The organism is Cupriavidus sp. GW821-FHT07C08 (assembly GCF_059419025.1).
On the sequence record NZ_JBWKQZ010000007.1, the window covers coordinates 32,306 to 49,108 of the forward strand.

Genomic DNA, 16,803 nt, shown 5'->3' on the forward strand with positions numbered 1-16,803 from the left:
AGCAGTATCGTGAAACAGTTTGACCTGATCATCCGCAACGGCACCGTGGTGACCGCCAGCGACACCATGCAGTGCGATATCGGCATCGCCGGCGGCCGCATCGTGCAGCTTGGCCTTGACCTGGGCGAGGCGGCGCAGACCATCGACGCCAGCGGCAAGCTGGTGCTGCCGGGCGGCGTCGATGCGCACTGCCACCTGGACCAGCCCATGCCGGATGGCCTGAAGATGGCCGATGGATTCCGCACCGGCTCGGTCTCGGCGGCGTGCGGCGGCACCACCACGGTGATTCCGTTTGCCGCGCAGGAGAAGGGCCATTCGCTGCGCGCGGCGGTCACCGACTACCATCAGCGCGCCGGCGGCCAGGCCGTGGTCGACTACGCCTTCCACCTGATCGTGTCCGATCCGACCGAGGCGGTGCTGAACGACGAGCTGCCTGGCCTGATCCGTGAGGGCTATTCGTCGTTCAAGATCTACATGACCTACGACGACCTCAAGCTGAACGACCGCGAGATCCTTGAGGTGCTGTCGGTGGCGCGCCAGGAGGGCGGGCTGGTGATGGTGCACGCCGAGAACTCGGACTGCATCGCCTGGCTGACCGAGAAGCTGGGAGCGGCGGGCAACACCGCGCCGAAGTTCCACGCGCTGGCGCGCCCGATGGCGATCGAGCGCGAGGCCACGCACCGCGCCATCACGTTCTCCGAGCTGGTCGACGTGCCGATCCTGATCGTCCATGTATCGGGCAAGGAAGCGGTGGAGCAGATCCGCTGGGCGCGCAACCGCGGCATGAAGATCTTTGCCGAGACCTGCCCGCAGTACCTGTTCCTGACTGCGGAAGACCTCGACCAGCCCGGCTACCACGGCGCCAAGTGCGTGTGCAGCCCGCCGCCGCGCGACCGCGGCAACCAGGAAGTGATCTGGGACGGCCTGGCCGACGGCCTCTTCACCATCTTCTCGTCCGACCATGCACCGTTCCGCTACGAAGACGCGCAGGGCAAGAAGCCTGGCGGCAAGGAGGTCCCGTTCCAGTACATCCCCAACGGCATCCCCGGCCTGGAAACGCGGCTGCCGCTGCTGTTCTCGGCTGGCGTGGTGGGCGGCCGCATCTCGGTCAACCAGTTCGTCGCGCTGACCTCGACCAACCCCGCCAAGCTCTACGGCCTGCATCCGCGCAAGGGCACCATCGCCATCGGCGCCGATGCCGACCTGGCGATCTGGGATCCGCAGCGTGAAGTGACGATCCGCAACGCCGACCTGCATCATGCGGTCGACTACACCCCGTACGAAGGCGTGCGCGTGACCGGCTGGCCAGTGACCACGCTGGTGCGCGGCAAGGTGGTGGCGCATGAGGGCGAGGTGCTGGCCGAGGCCGGCCACGGCCAGTTCCTGCCGTGCGGCCTGCCGGAGATGGCCAGGCCGCGCTATCGCACCTCGGGCGGCAGCCTGTGAAGGCAGCCTTGCCGATGCTTTGACTGAAACGACTGACATGGAACTGACCAACCGCCTGGACGCCACCACTATCGCGGCCCGCGTCGCCGCCGGCCGCCTCGATCCCGCCGAGGTGGTCGCCGCCTTCCAGGCCCGCATCGCTGCGCGCAATGACCAGCTCAACGCCGTGTTCGAGCAGCGCCAGGAGCTGGTCGATGCCGACCTGGCGCAGCTGCGCGCGCGCCTGGCGCAGGGCGAGCGCCCGCTGCTGGCGGGCGTGCCGGTGATCGTCAAGGACGTGATCTGGAGCCAGGGCCGCCGCGTCACGCAGGGTTCGCAGCTGTACCGCGACTTCATTGCGCCCGCCGACGCGATTGCGGTCGAGCGCCTGCGCCAGGCCGGCGCGATCGTGCTCGGCATGGGCAATACCTCGGAGTTCGCCTGCAAGGGCCTGACCACCAACAAGGTCTACGGGCTGACGCGCCATCCGCTCGATGCCACGCTGACCGCGGGCGGCTCGTCTGGCGGGTGCGCGGTGGCGGTGGCGGCCGGCATGGCGCCGCTGGCACTGGGCACCGACGGCGGCGGTTCCAGCCGGCGCCCGCCCGCGCATGCCGGCGTGGTCGGTTTCAAGCCTTCCTACGGCGCGATTCCCGATTCGGTCGGCTTTCCCCATGCCTTCAACGGCATCCAGGTGATTGCGCCGATCACGCGCACGGTGGCCGATGCCGAGCTGATGTTCGAGGCGCTGGCCGGTGCCGATCCGCGCGATCCCGATACGCTGGGCTTCTCACTTGGCGCCGCGCGCCCGCTGCATACGCTGAAGATCGCGGTCAGCCCGCGCCTGGGCCTGGACACGCCGGTCGACGACGATGTCGCGCAGGCCTTCGAGTTGGCCGTGGCCCGGCTGCAGGCCGCGGGCCTGACCATCGAGCGTGCCGACCCGGCCTGGCCGAAGGGCGCCGACGAGGCCGCGCTGATGCCGCTGCAGCATGTCGGCCTGGCCAATCTCTACGGCGAGGCCTGGCGCCGCGACCCGGAGGTGTTCGATCCCGACGTGGCGCGCCAGATCGAGCGCGGTCTTGCCTGGAGCGGCGCCGATGTGGCGCGCGCGCGCGAAGCCAGCCACCAGATCGCGCTGGCCGTGGCCGGGTTCTTTACCCGCTATGACCTGCTGCTGTGCCCGACCACCCCGTGCGTGGCGTGGCGCAACGACCGGCTCGGGCCGGAGCGGATCGGCGGCGTGGCGGTGGAGCCGCGCGCCCATGCGGTGTTCACGCCCTTCTTCAACCATGCGCTGGCGCCGGCAATCTCGGTGCCCTGCGGCCACGGCCGCGACGGGCTGCCGGCCGGCCTGCAGATCGCCGGCCCGCGCGGTGCCGACCGCAGCGTGCTGGCCGCGGCCAGGCTGGCCGAGAGCGTGCTGGCGCCGCTGCTCAACCCTGCCGGATAACCGTCATGCGAATCCTTGTCCTGAATCCGAATACCAGCGAAGGCATCACCGCGCGGCTGATGGCGGCGGCCACCGAGGCCGCGGCCCCCGGCACCGAGCTGGTGCCGCTGACCGCCAGCCGCGGCGTGCCCTATATCGCCACGCGCGCCGAGGCGCAGATCGGCGGCGCCATCGCGCTGGAGATGCTGGCCGAGCACCATGGCCAGTTCGACGCGGCCATCATCGCGGCCTTTGGCGACCCCGGCCTGATGGGCGCGCGCGAACTGTTCGACCTGCCGGTGGTGGGCATGGCCGAGGCGGCGATGCTGTCGGCCTGCATGCTGGGCCGGCGCTTTGCCATCGTGACTTTTGCGCGGGCGCTGGGGCCCTGGTATGAGGAGTGCGTGGACATGCATGGCCTGCGCGGCCGGCTGGCCGGTATCCGCATGCTGGACGGCAGCTTTGCCTCGGTGTCGGATGTGCAGGAAGAGAAGGAAGCCGTGCTGGTGGAACTGGCCAACCGCGCCGTCGCGGAGGATGAAGCCGATGTGGTGATCCTGGCCGGCGCGCCGCTGGCCGGCCTGGCCGCGCGCGTGCGCGACCGCATTCCGGTGCCGGTGGTCGACCAGATGGCCGCCGCCATCAAGCAGGCCGAGGCGCTGGTCGCGCTGCAGCCGCGCAAGGCCACCGCGGGCACGTTCCGCCGCCCGGATGCCAAGCCCACGCTGGGTTTGCCCGCGGCGCTGGCGGCGCGCATCGAGCACCGCTAAGCCGCTTCCTTCCGATGACGCCGCGGCTCAGACCGCGGCGAATACCGCTTCCAGATCGACCTTTTCCTCGGCCGGCAGCTCCAGCCGCAGCGTGCTTTCGACATGGCCGAGGTGCTCGGTCATCAGCCGCGCGGCACGCTCGCCGTCGCCGGCTTCCAGTGCATCGACGATGTCGTCGTGTTCATGGTGCGGGCAGGACGGCACGCCCGGCGCGTCATAGAGCGCGATGATCAGGCAGGTCAGCGAGCACAGCTCGCGCATGTACTTGCCCAGGTACTGGTTGCCGGTCATTTCCGCCAGCTTGCAGTGGAACTCGCCCGACAGCCGGATGATGGCGCGGCGGTCGTTGCTGTCGCGCGCCTGTGCTTCCTGGCGCGTGGTCTCGCGCAGCGCGCGCACGCCCGGCGCGCCGATGGCGCCGGCCAGGTCGCGCACCAGCGCGGGTTCCAGCAGGTGGCGTGAATGCAGCACCTGGCGCGCTTCGGCCACGCTCGGGCTGGAGACGAAGGTGCCGCGGTTGGGATGCACCGTCAGCACGCCTTCATGCGCCAGCTTGGCAAAGGCCAGCCGCACCTTGGTGCGGCTCACGCCGAACACGCCGCCCAGCTTTTCCTCGACCAGCTTGGTACCCGGCGGCAGCCGGTGCTCCCAGATCGCGGTCAGGATGCGGTCGGCGATGGCATCGACCGACGCGCCGCGCGCGCTGTCCGCGTCGGTCTCATTGATACCGTCGGTAGCGGGCAGGTCGGCTTTGGTTCGTGGCATGGCGGTTGGCGTTGGCGGCCCGGAAAAAAGACAGTCGGTGTCGTTATTGTATGGCGGTTCGCCACCAAGTGTATAACACCGGCTCGGACCGGTTGCCGTCTTACTGCGCGCCGAGCTTGTCCAGCGCCTCGCCGGTCACGCGACAGATGCGCCAGTCGGGCAGCACGTCGGCGCCCATGGCCTGATAAAAGTCGATTGACGGCTGGTTCCAGTCCAGTACCGACCATTCGAAGCGGCCACAGCCGCGCTCGACCGCCAGCGCCGCGAGGTGCTTGAGCAGCGCCTTGCCCAGGCCGTGGCCGCGCCAGGCCGGATCAACATACAGGTCTTCCAGGTACAGGCCGGGCCTGGCCAGGAAGGTCGAGAAATTGTGGAAGAAGAGGGCAAAGCCGACGGCTTGCCGGCCGCCATCGGTGTCGGCTTCGACCAGCACCGCTTCGGCATGCGGCGTGGCGCCGAACAGTGCATCCCGGATCTTCTGCGGCGTGGCTTCGACGATATGCGTCAGCTTTTCGTATTCGGCCAGCGCCAGGATCAGGTTGAACAGCGTCTCGCTGTCGGCGGCGGTGGCAGGGCGGAGCGTGAAGGCGGGCTTGGACATGCTGGGTCGGCTTTCCGGAAAAACAGGGATTCGGAATTATCGCCTGTGCGTCACTTGCCGCGCCAGTTTGCATGCAGTCGGGTCAGTGCCCGAAGTCCGCCAGCTTGCGCACCTGGTCGACATACCCGGGCGCCAGGCAATCCACCACCAGCCGCTCCGGCGTACTGCGCAGCCAGGTCAGCTGGCGCTTGCACAGCTGGCGCGTGGCGGCGATGCCGCGCTCGCGCATGGTGGCAAAGTCGGCGTCGCCGTCCAGGTACTCCCATACCTGCCGGTAGCCGACGCAGCGGATCGACGGCAAGCCCGGATGCAGGTCGCCGCGCCTGCGCAGCCGCTCGACTTCCTCGATAAAGCCGTTGGCCAGCATCGCGTCATAACGCTGCGCGATGCGCGTGTGCAGCGCCAGGCGGTCCGATGGCTCCAGCGCAATCACGCGGAAGCGCTGGTCCGCCGCGCCGGCAAAGGTGCGCCCTTCGGCCTGGCGTGCCAGCAGCGCCGACATCGGCTGGCCGGACAGGCGATGGATTTCCAGCGCGCGCTGGATGCGCTGCGCGTCATTGGGCGCGAGCCGCGCCGCGGTGACCGGGTCGACCTCGGCCAGCATCGCATGCAGCGCCGGCCACCCGCGCTCGGCGGCAAGCTGGTCCAGCTCCGCGCGCAGCGCGGCATCGGCCTGCGGCAGGTCATTGAGCCCCTGCGTCAGCGCCTTGTAGTACAGCATGGTGCCTCCGACGATCAGCGGCACATGGCCGCGTGCGCGGATCTGTGCGATCAGCCGTTCGGCATCGGTGACGAACTGCGCCGCGGAGTAGCTGTCGGCCGGGTCGATGATGTCGATCAGGTGGTGCGGCGCGGCTGCAAGTTCTTCACGCGTGGGCTTGGCGGTGCCGATATCCATCTCGCGGTACACCAGCGCCGAATCCAGGCTGATGATCTCCACCGGCGCGTCGGCCGCCAGTGCCAGCGCGGCGGCGGTCTTGCCCGAGGCGGTGGGGCCGAGCAGGCAGACCACGGGCGGATGCGTGGCGGAATCGTGGGGTACGGCGGACATGGAAAATCTGGGCTAACAGTTCGGGGCGGGCGTCTCTTACTGCCCGCGCAGGAACAGCCGGTCCAGCTCGGTCACGGTCAGTTGCACCCAGGTGGGGCGGCCGTGGTTGCACTGGTCGGCGCGCTCGGTCAGCTCCATCTGGCGCAAGAGCGCGTTCATTTCCTCGAGCGTGAGCTTTCGGTTGGCGCGCACCGCGCTGTGGCAGGCGAGGGTGGCCAGCAGTTCATTGCGGCGTTCGGCCAGCACGCGCGAGCCGCCATAGGCATGCAGGTCGCGCAGCACGTCGCGCGCCAGCGCTTCGGCATCGGCCTGCTGCAGCAGCGCCGGCACCGCTCGCACCGCCAGCGTGGTGGGCGACACCGGGGCGATATCGAAGCCCAGCAGCGTCAGTGTCTCCTGGTGTTCTTCGGCCACGCCGATCTCGACCGGGCTGCCGGGCAGCGTGACCGGGATCAGCAGTGGCTGCACCGCCAGGTCGCGCGCGTCCAGGCCGGCCTTGATCTGCTCGTACAGGATGCGTTCGTGCGCGGCATGCATGTCCACCAGCACCAGCCCGCGCGCGTTCTGCGCCAGCACATAGATGCCATGCAGCTGGGCGATGGCGTAGCCGAGCGGGTGGTCGTCGGGGGCATCGGCAGGATCGGCAAAGCCGGCGCGCGCGGCCGGCGGCAGCCGGTCCAGCAGGCCGGGCGGGTCGTCGGCGCGTGCCGCCTGGGCGTCGGCCAGCCAGGCTGGCGGTTGCGCCGGGGTGCCGGGCATGGTGCCATAGGGCCGCGCTGCCGGTGCGGCGGCATCGCGCACCATGCCCAGGTAGGCCTGGCGCGGCTGGGCGATGCCGAGTTCGGTCTGGCGTGCCGCGGAATAGTTGATCCACTGGCCGCCGCCGCCACCACTGCCGCCGCCATAGCCCGGCCTTGCGCCGCCCGCCGGTATTGCACCGCCAGGCGGCAGGGTGATCTCGCCGTCGGCATCGGTATGCAGGCTGTCGCCGTTCCCGCCGGCCTGCCGCGCCAGGCAGCGCTGCACGGCGTGGTAGACGAACTGGTGCACGGCGCGCGATTCACGGAAGCGCACTTCGATCTTCGACGGGTGCACGTTGACGTCGACCATCTCCGGCGGCAGGTCCAGGCACAGCACATAGGACGGGAAACGGTCGCCGTGCAGCACGTCCTGGTAGGCGCTGCGCACCGCGTGGTTGAGCAGCTTGTCGCGCACGAAGCGGCCGTTGACAAAGAAGTACTGCTGGTCCGGCCGCCCGCGCGAGGCGGTGGGCAGCCCGGCAAAGCCATACAGGTGCAGCGTATCGGCCTCTTCGTCCAGTGGCAGGCGGGCGCGGGCAAAGTCAGTGCCCAGCACCTGCGCGGTACGGGTGGCGACGTCGCCGGCATTCCAGTGCTCCAGCGGCTTGCCGTTGTGGTGGACCGAGATGGTCACGTCGGGCCGCGCCAGCGCCACGCGCCGCACCATCTCCAGGCAGTGCCCCAGCTCGGTTTGCTCCGATTTGAGGAACTTTCGGCGCGCTGGCGTGTTGAAGTAGAGATGCTGCACGTCGACGGTGGTGCCGACCCCGCCCGAGGCAGGCTGCACCGTGCCGGTATCGGCGCTGACCAGGGTGGCATGGGCATCGGCCGCGGTGCGGCTGGTCAGGGCCAGCTGGGACACCGAGGCGATCGAGGCCAGGGCCTCGCCGCGGAAGCCCAGCGTCAGCACCGATTCCAGTTCGTCGAGCGAAGCAATCTTGCTGGTGGCGTGGCGCATCAGCGCGACCGGCAACTCGGCAGCAGGGATGCCGCAGCCATTGTCCGTGATGACGATGCGCCGCACGCCGCCTTCTTCCAGCCGGATGCCGAGCTGCGTGGCGCCGGCGTCGAGCGCGTTTTCCAGCAACTCCTTGACCACCGAGGCCGGTCGTTCCACCACTTCGCCGGCGGCGATCTGGCTGATGAGCTGGTCCGGCAGCGGCCGGATCGGGCGCGGCTGCTGGGTGGTGCGCAGGGCGGTGCTGGAGGCGGAGGCAGGCATCCGGCGATTATACGTGGACGCTCGCACGGAGTCGGACGCACAAAGGTGCCGCAGGTGGCGGATCGGAGCGGCGGCTCTTGTATGATTCAGGCCAGGGCGGCCCGGGCCGCATCGGACCGAACGCAGTCAACCAAACCATCAACGGGGAACGACTTGGATCTCGCTTTGCAGCTCATCGACATGCTGGTGCATGTCGACAAATACCTCGGCACGGTCATCGACCAGTACGGCCACTGGGTCTATGCCATCCTGTTCCTGATCGTCTTTGCCGAAACCGGTCTGGTGGTCGTGCCGTTCCTGCCGGGCGACTCGCTGCTGTTTATCGCGGGCGCCTTCTGCGCAACCGGCGCGATGAACGAGTGGGCGCTGATCGGCCTGCTGCTGGTGGCGGCGATCTCCGGCAATACCGTCAACTACCTGGTGGGCAGCTGGATCGGGCCCAAGGTGTTCGACCACCAGTGGCGCTTCCTGGACCAGGATGCGCTGCGCCGCACCCATGACTTCTATGAGCGGCACGGCGGCAAGACGCTGGTGATGGCGCGCTTCGTGCCGATCGTGCGCACCTTTGCGCCGTTCGTGGCGGGCGTGTCGCAGATGACCTTTGCGCGCTTCCAGATGTTCAACGTGGTCGGCGCCGTGGCCTGGGTGGTGGGCCTGGTGTTCGCCGGCTACTTCTTCGGCAACCTGCCGTTTATCCGCCAGTACCTGAACCTGATCGTGCTGGCCGGCATCGGGGCGGCAGTGGTGCCGCTGGTGCTGGGCGGGCTGTGGAAGCTGGTGCGCGGCAATCGCCGCCGGCCTTCGCGCGTGGAGCGCTGAGCCAGTGAGGCCACGCAGCCTCTTCAGTTGAGGCTGCGGCTCATCATCCGCAGTGCGGGCATGCGCTCGCGGATCTGGCCGATATCGGCCGCATCAGGCCGGGCCAGAACATAGGCTTCCAGGTCGGCCAGCGCGGGGCGGAAGCACTCCAGGTTGGCATAGGCCAGGCCCCGGTCGCGCACTTCCTCGATCGAACCCGGCAGCAGGATCACCAGGCGGTTCTGCACCGCCAGCAGCCGCTGCCAGCGCGACTCCTGCAGGTAGATCGCCTTCAGGTTGCGCAACATGCGCGCGACGATCTCGCGGTGGCTGGCCGCGCGCAGGAACAAGCCCAGCGGCACCTGGCTGGCATCGCTGATCCCTTCACGCTCCAGGTACGGATCCAGCATTTCCTGCAGCTGTTCCTTCGACAGGGTCTCGCCGGTGAGCGGATCCAGTATCACCTCGCCGGCCGGAATCGTCATGCGCAGCAGGAAATGGTTGGGGAACGATACGCCCTTGAGCGGCAGGCCGATCTGCTGGCCCAGCTCCATAAACAGCACCGCAAGCGAGATCGGGATGCCGCGGCGCTGGCGCAGCACCACGTTCAGGTAGGAGTTGTCGGGGTCGTAGTAGTCGTTCGCGTTCGGGCCGAAACCCAGGTCGCGATAGAAGAAATGGTTCAGCAGGCGCAGCCGCTGGATCGCGGGGGTGCCTTCGGCGATCCGGCGCTTCAGGCGCAGCGCCAGCACGTCCAGCGCCGCAAGCTCGGCCTGCAGGTCCAGGTCGGGGTAGGCGTCCTGCGCGATGGACAGCGCGGTTTCGGTCAGCGGGATGCCGTTTTCGTCGGCCACGAGGCTGGCGAAATAATCCAGGACTTTGGTGGATGTCATGTCGGTTTCCCGGTGCAGCCGCCGGCACCGCGCGCAGCGTGGGTCACCATTGCCGGCTCATTAGGTGGCCCATGCGTTGGCAGATTCGCTGGCCCATCAGCCGGCGCGGCGCCTGAAGGCAGAGTAGCGCAGTCCCATGAGCCACAGTGTACCGAAGTAGACCACCGCTGCAAGTACCAGGCACGAAGCCAGCAGCGCGATGCGCAGAAGCGGCGTTGCGCCCAGCCCGATCCAGTCGAAGTTGCGCGCGAACCAGAGCAGCATGCCGGACAGCAGCAGCACCGAGGCGCCCAGCTGCGCCAGGAACAGCCACCAGCCCGGCGCCGGCCGGTACAGGCCGCGCCGGCGCAGGCCGAAGAACAGCAGCAGCGCGTTAATGGTGGCGCCGGCACTGATCGACAGCGCCAGCCCGGCATGGCCGATCCACGGCACGAACGCATAGTTGCAGGCCTGCGTGATCACCAGCACCAGCAGCGCGATCTTCACCGGCGTGCGGATATCCTGGCGCGCATAGAAGCCAGGCGCCAGGATCTTGATCGAAATCAGCCCCATCAGGCCGACGCCGTACGAAACCAGCGCCTGGCGCGTCATCTCGACCGCGTGGGCGTCGAACTTGCCGTAGTTGAACAGCACGGCGGTCAGCGGCGCGCCGAACACGAACAGCCCAACCGCGCAGGGCACCGCAAGCAGGAAGGTCAGGCGCAGGCCCCAGTCGAGCAGGCTCGAGTACTCGGCATGGTCGCCCGAGGCGTTGGCCTTGGACAGGCTCGGCAGCAGGATCGTCCCCAACGCCACGCCCAGCAGCGCGGTCGGGAACTCCATCAGCCGGTCGGCATAGGTCAGGTACGAGACGCTGCCCGCGGCCAGCCGCGAGGCGATATTGGTATTGATGATCTGGCTGATCTGCGCCACCGACACGGCCAGCAGCGCCGGCCCCATCTGCCGCAGGATGCGGCGCACGCCGGGATCAGACCACGCCGCGCGCAGCTTGAAGCTCAGCCGCGGCATCACGCCCAGGCGCCGCAGCGCCGGCACCTGGATCGCCAGCTGCAGCACGCCGCCAACCAGCACGCCCCACGCCTGCGCGTAGATCGGCTGGTCCATGTGCGGGCCGACGAACAGGGCCGCGATGATCAGGCACAGGTTCAGCAGCACCGGCGTGAAGGCCGGCACCGCGAACTTGCGCCAGGTATTGAGGATGCCGGACGCCAGCGCCACCAGCGAGATCAGGCCGATATACGGGAACATCACCCGCGTCATGAACACGGCCGCGGTATAGGTCTCGCTTTGCCCGCGGAAGCCGGTGGCGACCGCGGTCATCACGAGAGGCGCCCCGATCACGCCAAGCAGTGACACGCCCATCAGCACCCAGGTCATGACCGTGGCGACGGCGTCGATCAGTGCCTTGGTCGGCTCGTCGCCGCGCTTGGCGTGGTATTCGCCCAGGATCGGCACGAAGGCCTGCGAGAACGCGCCTTCGCCGAAAATGCGGCGCAGCAGGTTGGGAATGCGGAAGGCCACGTTGAACGCGTCGGTCATCTCCGACGCGCCAAAGGCGCGGGCGATCAGGATCTCGCGCACGAGGCCGGTGATGCGCGAGAGCATCGTCAGGCTGCTGATGGTGGCGAGCGCTTTGAGCAGGTTCAAGGTGCGGGTCGGTGCGGGACGGTGGATTGGTGCGGGCGCACCGCGTGCTGGGGACGCCTCTGAGACGCGGTCCGGGCGATAAAGTTGCCGGCGCGCCACGTGCCCCGGCACAATGTGGCGCTTATTATACGGATCGGCCCGGCACCCGCCCGGCCCGAGCTGGCAAAGTGTCCGTCGTGTTGCTTTGTGTGCCGGCATCTGTGTATAATTGCCGATTCACAAGGACAGTTGCGTTCCGGATTCGTGTGTCAGTGCATCCCGGGTCGCTCGATATGACTTAATTGTTGTGTCCCCCGCGGCACGCATCTGAATTCAGGATATTTTTACATGGCAAATTCCGCACAAGCTCGCAAGCGCGCCCGCCAGGCCGTTGCCCAGAACGCTCACAACTCCAGCCTGCGTTCGCGTCTGCGCACCGCCGTCAAGGCCGTCCGCAAGGCCATCGACGCTGGCGACAAGGCCGCTGCCGCCGAGATCTTCAAGAGCTCGCAAGCCGTGATCGACAGCATCGCCGACAAGAAGATCGTGCACAAGAACAAGGCTGCACGTCACAAGTCGCGCCTGTCGGCTGCCATCAAGTCGATGGCTGCCTGATCGCTGCCCGGGCCGCCCCGGCGGTCCAGCAGAGGCGGGTGCCCAGGCATCCGCCAACAAAAAAGCTCGTCATGCGACGAGCTTTTTTGCTTTCCGGCACCAGGCCGGCAGGCTTATTCCAGCGAACAGGCTTCCACCAGCTGCAGGTTGTTGTCGCGCGCAAAATTCAGAACGAAATCCAGCGCCTTGGGTTCAATGTCGCGCAGCCGCACGTCCACCACCACGCATTTGACGTTGCCGGCGAAGATCGGCCGCACGTAAGGGGAGTAGGTCAGGCGCGGGTCGCCGCTGTCGCCCTCGGGGCGGAACTGCGCCATCACGCCGCACAGCCGTTCGGCCCAGTCGCTCGGGCGGAAGGTCTTGCCTTCCTTGGTAATGCCTTGGATAAAGTATTCGCGAACGTTGGGGTTCATGAGGCTGGACACTGCGGGTGAGGCGGATGACTCGACGGTAAACCCGCTGGACGGGCGCCCGTTTGACGCGGCCGGGGCGCGTTTGTTTCGCGCTGGTTCCAGCCGGAAGGCGGGGCGTCGGTGTCTTGCGGGGGCACTTTTGATGCCGGCGGCGGGCAGCGGCATGGGTGTGCCGGGCCCCGCGTGAATCAGCGGGTATTATATCTTATATAAGAGTTGCGCATAAGGGCGAAATCCTGTCGGGAGCCTGTCAGCGGCACCGCACCGGGGCAGGGTGCGAGTTCGTGCCGGGTTGTCCCGGACTCGCCAAAGCAGAAATAATCCCTTATGATTCTTGCAGTTAAATTGCGTATGCGACGCGAAAGGCGGCTCCGCGGCGCGCTTGAGTCATGAACACTTCGTGACGGCGCGTCCCCACCGAGCCGCCTTCTTTGTTTTATGAGCTCAACCCCGATCAAGCATTACCTCCAGTTCAGCGACTTCACTCCCGACGAGTATGAGTACCTGCTGGATCGCGCGCGGATCCTGAAGGCCAAGTTCAAGAACTACGAGACCTGGCACCCGCTGCACGACCGCACGCTGGCCATGATCTTCGAGAAGAATTCCACGCGTACGCGCCTGTCGTTCGAAGCCGGCATCCACCAGCTGGGCGGCCACGCGGTGTTCCTGAACACGCGCGACTCGCAGCTGGGCCGCGGCGAGCCGATCGAGGATGCGGCGCAGGTGATCTCGCGCATGGTCGACATCATCATGATCCGCACCTTCGGCCAGGACATCATCGAGCGCTTTGCCGCGCATTCGCGCGTGCCGGTGATCAACGGCCTGACCAACGAATACCACCCGTGCCAGGTGCTGGCCGACGTCTTCACCTACATCGAGCAGCGCGGCAGCATCCGCGGCAAGACCGTGGCGTGGATCGGCGATGCCAACAACATGGCCTACACCTGGATCCAGGCAGCCGAGCGTCTGGGCTTCTCCTTCCATTTCTCGGCGCCGCCGGGCTACCAGCTCGATCCGGCCATGGTGCCGGCGTCTGCCGCGGGCCTGGTCAAGGTCTTCGACGATCCGCTCACGGCCTGCCAGGGCGCCAGCCTGGTCACCACCGATGTCTGGACCAGCATGGGCTTCGAGGCCGAGAACGACGCCCGCAAGCGCGCCTTCAAGGACTGGATGGTCACCACCCCGATGATGGACCGCGCCGAGTCCGACGCGCTCTTCATGCACTGCCTGCCGGCGCACCGCGGCGAGGAAGTCGAGGCCGCCGTGATCGACGGCCCCAAGAGCGTGGTCTGGGAAGAGGCCGAGAACCGCCTGCACGTGCAGAAGGCGCTGATGGAATACCTGCTCTGCGGCCGCTACTGAACCAGCGCGGCGCGGAGTGAACAGGGGAGGGGCCGCGATGGCCCCTCTTTTTACGTCTTTCGGACAGAAACCCAAGGAGATGGAAGTGAGCCAGTTCGACAACGTGTCGGTCGTCAAGAAAGCCAACCTGTACTTTGACGGCAAGTGCGTCAGCCACACCGTGCTGTTCCCGGACGGCACCCGCAAGACGCTGGGCGTGATCTTCCCGGCCGCGCTGACCTTCAACACCGGCGCGCCCGAGATCATGGAAATCAATGCCGGCACCTGCCGCGTGCGCCTGGCCGGTTCGGAAGACTGGCAGACCTACGGCGCGGGCCAGCAGTTCAGCGTGCCGGGCAACAGCAGCTTCGATATCGAGGTGCAGGAAACGCTGGACTACGTCTGCCACTTCGCGTGACAGGCGCGGCGGGTCAGTCCTGGCCCGCCTGCTTTACAGCACCACCGGTTCCGGTTCGATGCGCACGCCAAAGCGTGCCTGCACCGCATCGGCGATGCGGTTGGCCAGCGCCAGCAGCATCGCGCCGGTGCCGCCGCCGTGGTGCACCAGCACCAGCGCCTGCTTGCCATAGACGCCCACCGGGCCGTCGCTGACGCCCTTGAAACCGCAGCGGTCGATCAGCCAGCCGGCGGCCAGCTTGTAGCTGCCGTCCGGCTGCGCGTAGCTGACCAGGTCCGGATTGGCCTGCAACAGCGCGTCGCGCTGTGCCGCGCTGACCAGCGGGTTCTTGAAGAAGCTGCCGGCATTGCCGACTTGCGCCGGGTCGGGCAGCTTGCGCGAGCGGATCGCGACCACGGCGTCGCGAATCGTGGCCGCATCGGGCGCAGCCCGGCCATCCAGTTCGCGCGCCAGTTCCCCGTACGACAGCACCGGTTGCCACGCCTTGGGCAGGCTCAGCGTCACCGCCGTGATGATGTAGCGGCCGGCGCCGGCGCGCTTGAACAGGCTGTCGCGGTAGCCGAAGCCGCACGCCCGCAGGTCCAGCCAGACGAATGCGCCGGTGTGGCGGTCATAGGCGCGCACGCCTTCGAAGCGCTCGCGCAGTTCCACCCCGTAGGCGCCGATGTTCTGGATTGGCGCTGCGCCCGCGGTGCCGGGGATCAGCGCCAGGTTTTCCAGCCCGGGCATGCCGTCGGCGATGGTGCGGTTGACCAGCGCGTTCCAGTTCTCGCCGGCGCCGGCGGTGACCAGCCAGGCATCGCCAGTCTCTTCCGGCTGGTAGGCGGGGATTTCCATCAGCAGCACCAGCGCGTCCAGGTCGCCGGTCAGCACCACATTGCTGCCGCCGCCCAGGACCACCAGTGGCAGGCCGTCGGCACGCGGGTCGGCCAGTGCCGCGGTCAGGTCGGCTTCGCTGCGCACATGCACTGCAAAGCGCGCGCGCGCGTCGAATCCGAATGTATTGTGGCGACGCAGGGGATAGAATTCGTGGAAATCTGCCATGCAAGGAAAAGGTGACGCGGCCGCCGCTGGTGGGCAAGCGACCCGGAACTGCGAGGTAGGCTGGATTATACGGAAGGCGCCGTGCGCGGCGGCTTCCGGGCATACGGATCACAAGGAGAATGCAATGCCGTCGTTTGATGTAGTGTGCGAAGCGAACATGGTCGAGGTGAAGAACGCCGTCGAACAGGCCAACAAGGAAATCTCGACGCGCTTCGATTTCAAGGGCTCGGACGCCCGGGTCGAGCAGAAGGAAAATGAACTGACTGCCTTTGCCGACGATGATTTCAAGCTGAGCCAGGTCAAGGATGTGCTGATCAACAAGATGGCCAAGCGCAACGTGGACGTGCGCTTCCTGGACTACGGCAAGATCGACAAGATCAGCGGCGACAAGGTCAAGCAGGTGATCACGATCAAGAAGGGCGTGACCGGCGACCTGTCCAAGAAGATCGTGCGCATCATCAAGGACAGCAAGATCAAGGTGCAGGCCAGCATCCAGGGCGATGCCGTGCGCGTGTCGGGCGCCAAGCGCGACGACCTGCAGAGCGTGATGGCGATGCTGCGCAAGGACGTGTCCGAGGCGCCGCTGGATTTCAACAACTTCCGCGACTGACCCTTGCCCTCCGCGCCGGCGCTCCTGCCGGCGCCGCCTGGCGCTGCCGCCCTCAGCGAGGCTGCGGCAGTCCGCCGATTTTCGCGCCGGCCTTGATGCCTTTCTGCGTGAACCATCCCTTGTTCATTTCCAGCGCATAGCGGATCGCCGCCTTCGGGCAATGGTTGCTCTCCGTGCGCGGCGCCATGTCCTCGATATTGACGATGGTGCCGTCATCGGCCAGGAAGGCGATCGACAGCGGCAGCTCGGTGTTGCGCATCCAGAAGCAGTGCCCAGCCTTCTGCTCGAACACGAACAGCATGCCGGCGTTGGGGGCCATGGTCGTGCGGTACATCAGTCCCTGCTCGCGTGCCGCCGGCGTGGCGGCAACCTCCGCCTTGATCGCAAACATGCCCGCAGTGAGCGGCACCATCGGCAGCGCGGCCTGCGCGTGCGCGATCCCGGCGCTCAGCGCGAGCAGGCCGGCAAGGGAGGAGCATCGTGGCAACAGCGTCTTGGACAGGAAGGACATGGTGTTCAGTCTGAAATGGCGCGGGCCGCGGCAGCCGCAAGCATAGCGCACACGCGGCATGCTGATGTGCGGCCGATGGTACGCCGCACCTCGACAATCCTATACCGGCAATAAAAAAGGCAGGCGCCTGGCGGCAGCCTGCCATTTCTTTCCTGCCTCGCGCACGCACGGGGCAGGTAGGGCGCCAGCAATTACTGGGCAGCCGGGGCCGACGCGGCGGCCTTCTTCTTGCTGTGCTTCTTGGTGCTGGTCTTCTTCTTGGCGGCCTTCGGGGCTTCCTTGGTGGCCGCGGGCGCTGCAGTGTCGGCAGCAGCAGGTGCCGAAGCCTGGGCGAAGGCGCCGGTGGCGAACAGGCCAACAACCAGAGCAGCGATCAGTTTTTTCATGGCGTATTACCTCGAAGGATAAGAAAAGTCGGAAATGATGACGCGTGATAGGACGTGTCCCCGACAAGAACGAGGCCGTTGC

At 67.4% G+C, this 16,803-nt stretch carries 18 protein-coding genes; 8 read left to right on the forward strand and 10 right to left on the reverse strand.

Features of this window, described 5'->3' with window-relative positions; genetic code table 11:
* Positions 1-9: 9 nt before the first annotated feature.
* The 3 genes from hydA to AC07UK_RS11215 are packed head-to-tail and all read left to right on the forward strand — an operon-like array spanning position 10 to position 3,627.
* Positions 10-1,446, forward strand: a complete 1,437-nt coding sequence (gene hydA, locus AC07UK_RS11205) for a dihydropyrimidinase (protein ID WP_013957904.1) — start codon at positions 10-12, stop codon at positions 1,444-1,446.
* 37 nt (positions 1,447-1,483) lie between these two features.
* A complete protein-coding gene (locus tag AC07UK_RS11210; protein ID WP_494686476.1) occupies positions 1,484-2,878 on the forward strand; it encodes an amidase in 1,395 nt (464 codons plus the stop codon).
* A gap of 5 nt (positions 2,879-2,883) precedes the next feature.
* On the forward strand, positions 2,884-3,627 hold the full coding sequence (locus AC07UK_RS11215) for an aspartate/glutamate racemase family protein (protein ID WP_494686477.1): 744 nt from the start codon (positions 2,884-2,886) through the stop codon (positions 3,625-3,627).
* Between the two features lie 27 nt (positions 3,628-3,654).
* Here AC07UK_RS11215 and AC07UK_RS11220 read toward each other — a convergent pair whose 3' ends face one another.
* From AC07UK_RS11220 to mutL, 4 genes are all read right to left on the reverse strand, one after another.
* Positions 3,655-4,392, reverse strand: a complete 738-nt coding sequence (locus AC07UK_RS11220) for a GntR family transcriptional regulator (RefSeq protein ID WP_494686478.1) — start codon at positions 4,390-4,392, stop codon at positions 3,655-3,657.
* 100 nt (positions 4,393-4,492) lie between these two features.
* Entirely contained in the window at positions 4,493-4,993 is a 501-nt protein-coding gene (locus AC07UK_RS11225; RefSeq protein WP_494686479.1) for a GNAT family N-acetyltransferase, read from the reverse strand.
* Positions 4,994-5,075: 82 nt separating this feature from the next.
* Positions 5,076-6,044, reverse strand: coding sequence for a tRNA (adenosine(37)-N6)-dimethylallyltransferase MiaA (gene miaA, locus AC07UK_RS11230; RefSeq protein WP_436222576.1), 969 nt, complete (start codon positions 6,042-6,044; stop codon positions 5,076-5,078).
* Positions 6,045-6,080: 36 nt separating this feature from the next.
* Complete coding sequence (gene mutL / locus AC07UK_RS11235) at positions 6,081-8,066, reverse strand: DNA mismatch repair endonuclease MutL (RefSeq protein WP_494686480.1); 1,986 nt, start codon at positions 8,064-8,066, stop codon at positions 6,081-6,083.
* Between the two features lie 165 nt (positions 8,067-8,231).
* On the opposite strand from mutL, the gene AC07UK_RS11240 reads away from it, so the two are divergent.
* Complete coding sequence (locus AC07UK_RS11240; RefSeq protein WP_013957898.1) at positions 8,232-8,885, forward strand: VTT domain-containing protein; 654 nt, start codon at positions 8,232-8,234, stop codon at positions 8,883-8,885.
* Between the two features lie 23 nt (positions 8,886-8,908).
* On the opposite strand, the gene AC07UK_RS11245 is transcribed toward AC07UK_RS11240, so the two are convergent.
* Both AC07UK_RS11245 and murJ read right to left on the reverse strand, forming a co-directional pair.
* Positions 8,909-9,757 carry a SirB1 family protein gene (locus AC07UK_RS11245; protein ID WP_013957897.1) on the reverse strand — a complete coding sequence of 283 codons (849 nt, stop codon included), beginning with the start codon at positions 9,755-9,757 and terminating at the stop codon, positions 8,909-8,911.
* Positions 9,758-9,853: 96 nt separating this feature from the next.
* Entirely contained in the window at positions 9,854-11,404 is a 1,551-nt protein-coding gene (murJ, locus tag AC07UK_RS11250; RefSeq protein ID WP_436222574.1) for a murein biosynthesis integral membrane protein MurJ, read from the reverse strand.
* A 327-nt stretch (positions 11,405-11,731) separates the two neighbouring features.
* Between murJ and rpsT the strand changes: the two genes are divergently transcribed.
* On the forward strand, positions 11,732-11,998 hold the full coding sequence (rpsT, locus tag AC07UK_RS11255; protein ID WP_494686481.1) for a 30S ribosomal protein S20: 267 nt from the start codon (positions 11,732-11,734) through the stop codon (positions 11,996-11,998).
* A gap of 113 nt (positions 11,999-12,111) precedes the next feature.
* On the opposite strand, the gene AC07UK_RS11260 is transcribed toward rpsT, so the two are convergent.
* Positions 12,112-12,411, reverse strand: coding sequence for a DUF3579 domain-containing protein (locus AC07UK_RS11260; protein ID WP_012353767.1), 300 nt, complete (start codon positions 12,409-12,411; stop codon positions 12,112-12,114).
* 438 nt (positions 12,412-12,849) lie between these two features.
* Between AC07UK_RS11260 and argF the strand changes: the two genes are divergently transcribed.
* A complete protein-coding gene (gene argF / locus AC07UK_RS11265; protein WP_013957893.1) occupies positions 12,850-13,773 on the forward strand; it encodes an ornithine carbamoyltransferase in 924 nt (307 codons plus the stop codon).
* 85 nt (positions 13,774-13,858) lie between these two features.
* Entirely contained in the window at positions 13,859-14,170 is a 312-nt protein-coding gene (gene ppnP / locus AC07UK_RS11270) for a pyrimidine/purine nucleoside phosphorylase (RefSeq protein WP_010815007.1), read from the forward strand.
* Positions 14,171-14,203: 33 nt separating this feature from the next.
* On the opposite strand, the gene murB is transcribed toward ppnP, so the two are convergent.
* Positions 14,204-15,214 (reverse strand): UDP-N-acetylmuramate dehydrogenase, encoded by a 1,011-nt coding sequence (gene murB, locus AC07UK_RS11275; protein ID WP_494686482.1) that lies wholly within the window; start codon positions 15,212-15,214, stop codon positions 14,204-14,206.
* A gap of 124 nt (positions 15,215-15,338) precedes the next feature.
* On the opposite strand from murB, the gene AC07UK_RS11280 reads away from it, so the two are divergent.
* On the forward strand, positions 15,339-15,824 hold the full coding sequence (locus AC07UK_RS11280; protein WP_013957890.1) for a YajQ family cyclic di-GMP-binding protein: 486 nt from the start codon (positions 15,339-15,341) through the stop codon (positions 15,822-15,824).
* A 52-nt stretch (positions 15,825-15,876) separates the two neighbouring features.
* Here the strand turns inward: AC07UK_RS11280 and AC07UK_RS11285 are convergent, their stop codons facing one another.
* On the reverse strand, positions 15,877-16,335 hold the full coding sequence (locus AC07UK_RS11285) for a DUF192 domain-containing protein (protein ID WP_494686483.1): 459 nt from the start codon (positions 16,333-16,335) through the stop codon (positions 15,877-15,879).
* Between the two features lie 191 nt (positions 16,336-16,526).
* Positions 16,527-16,721, reverse strand: coding sequence for a hypothetical protein (locus tag AC07UK_RS11290; protein WP_436222571.1), 195 nt, complete (start codon positions 16,719-16,721; stop codon positions 16,527-16,529).
* Positions 16,722-16,803: the final 82 nt, after the last annotated feature.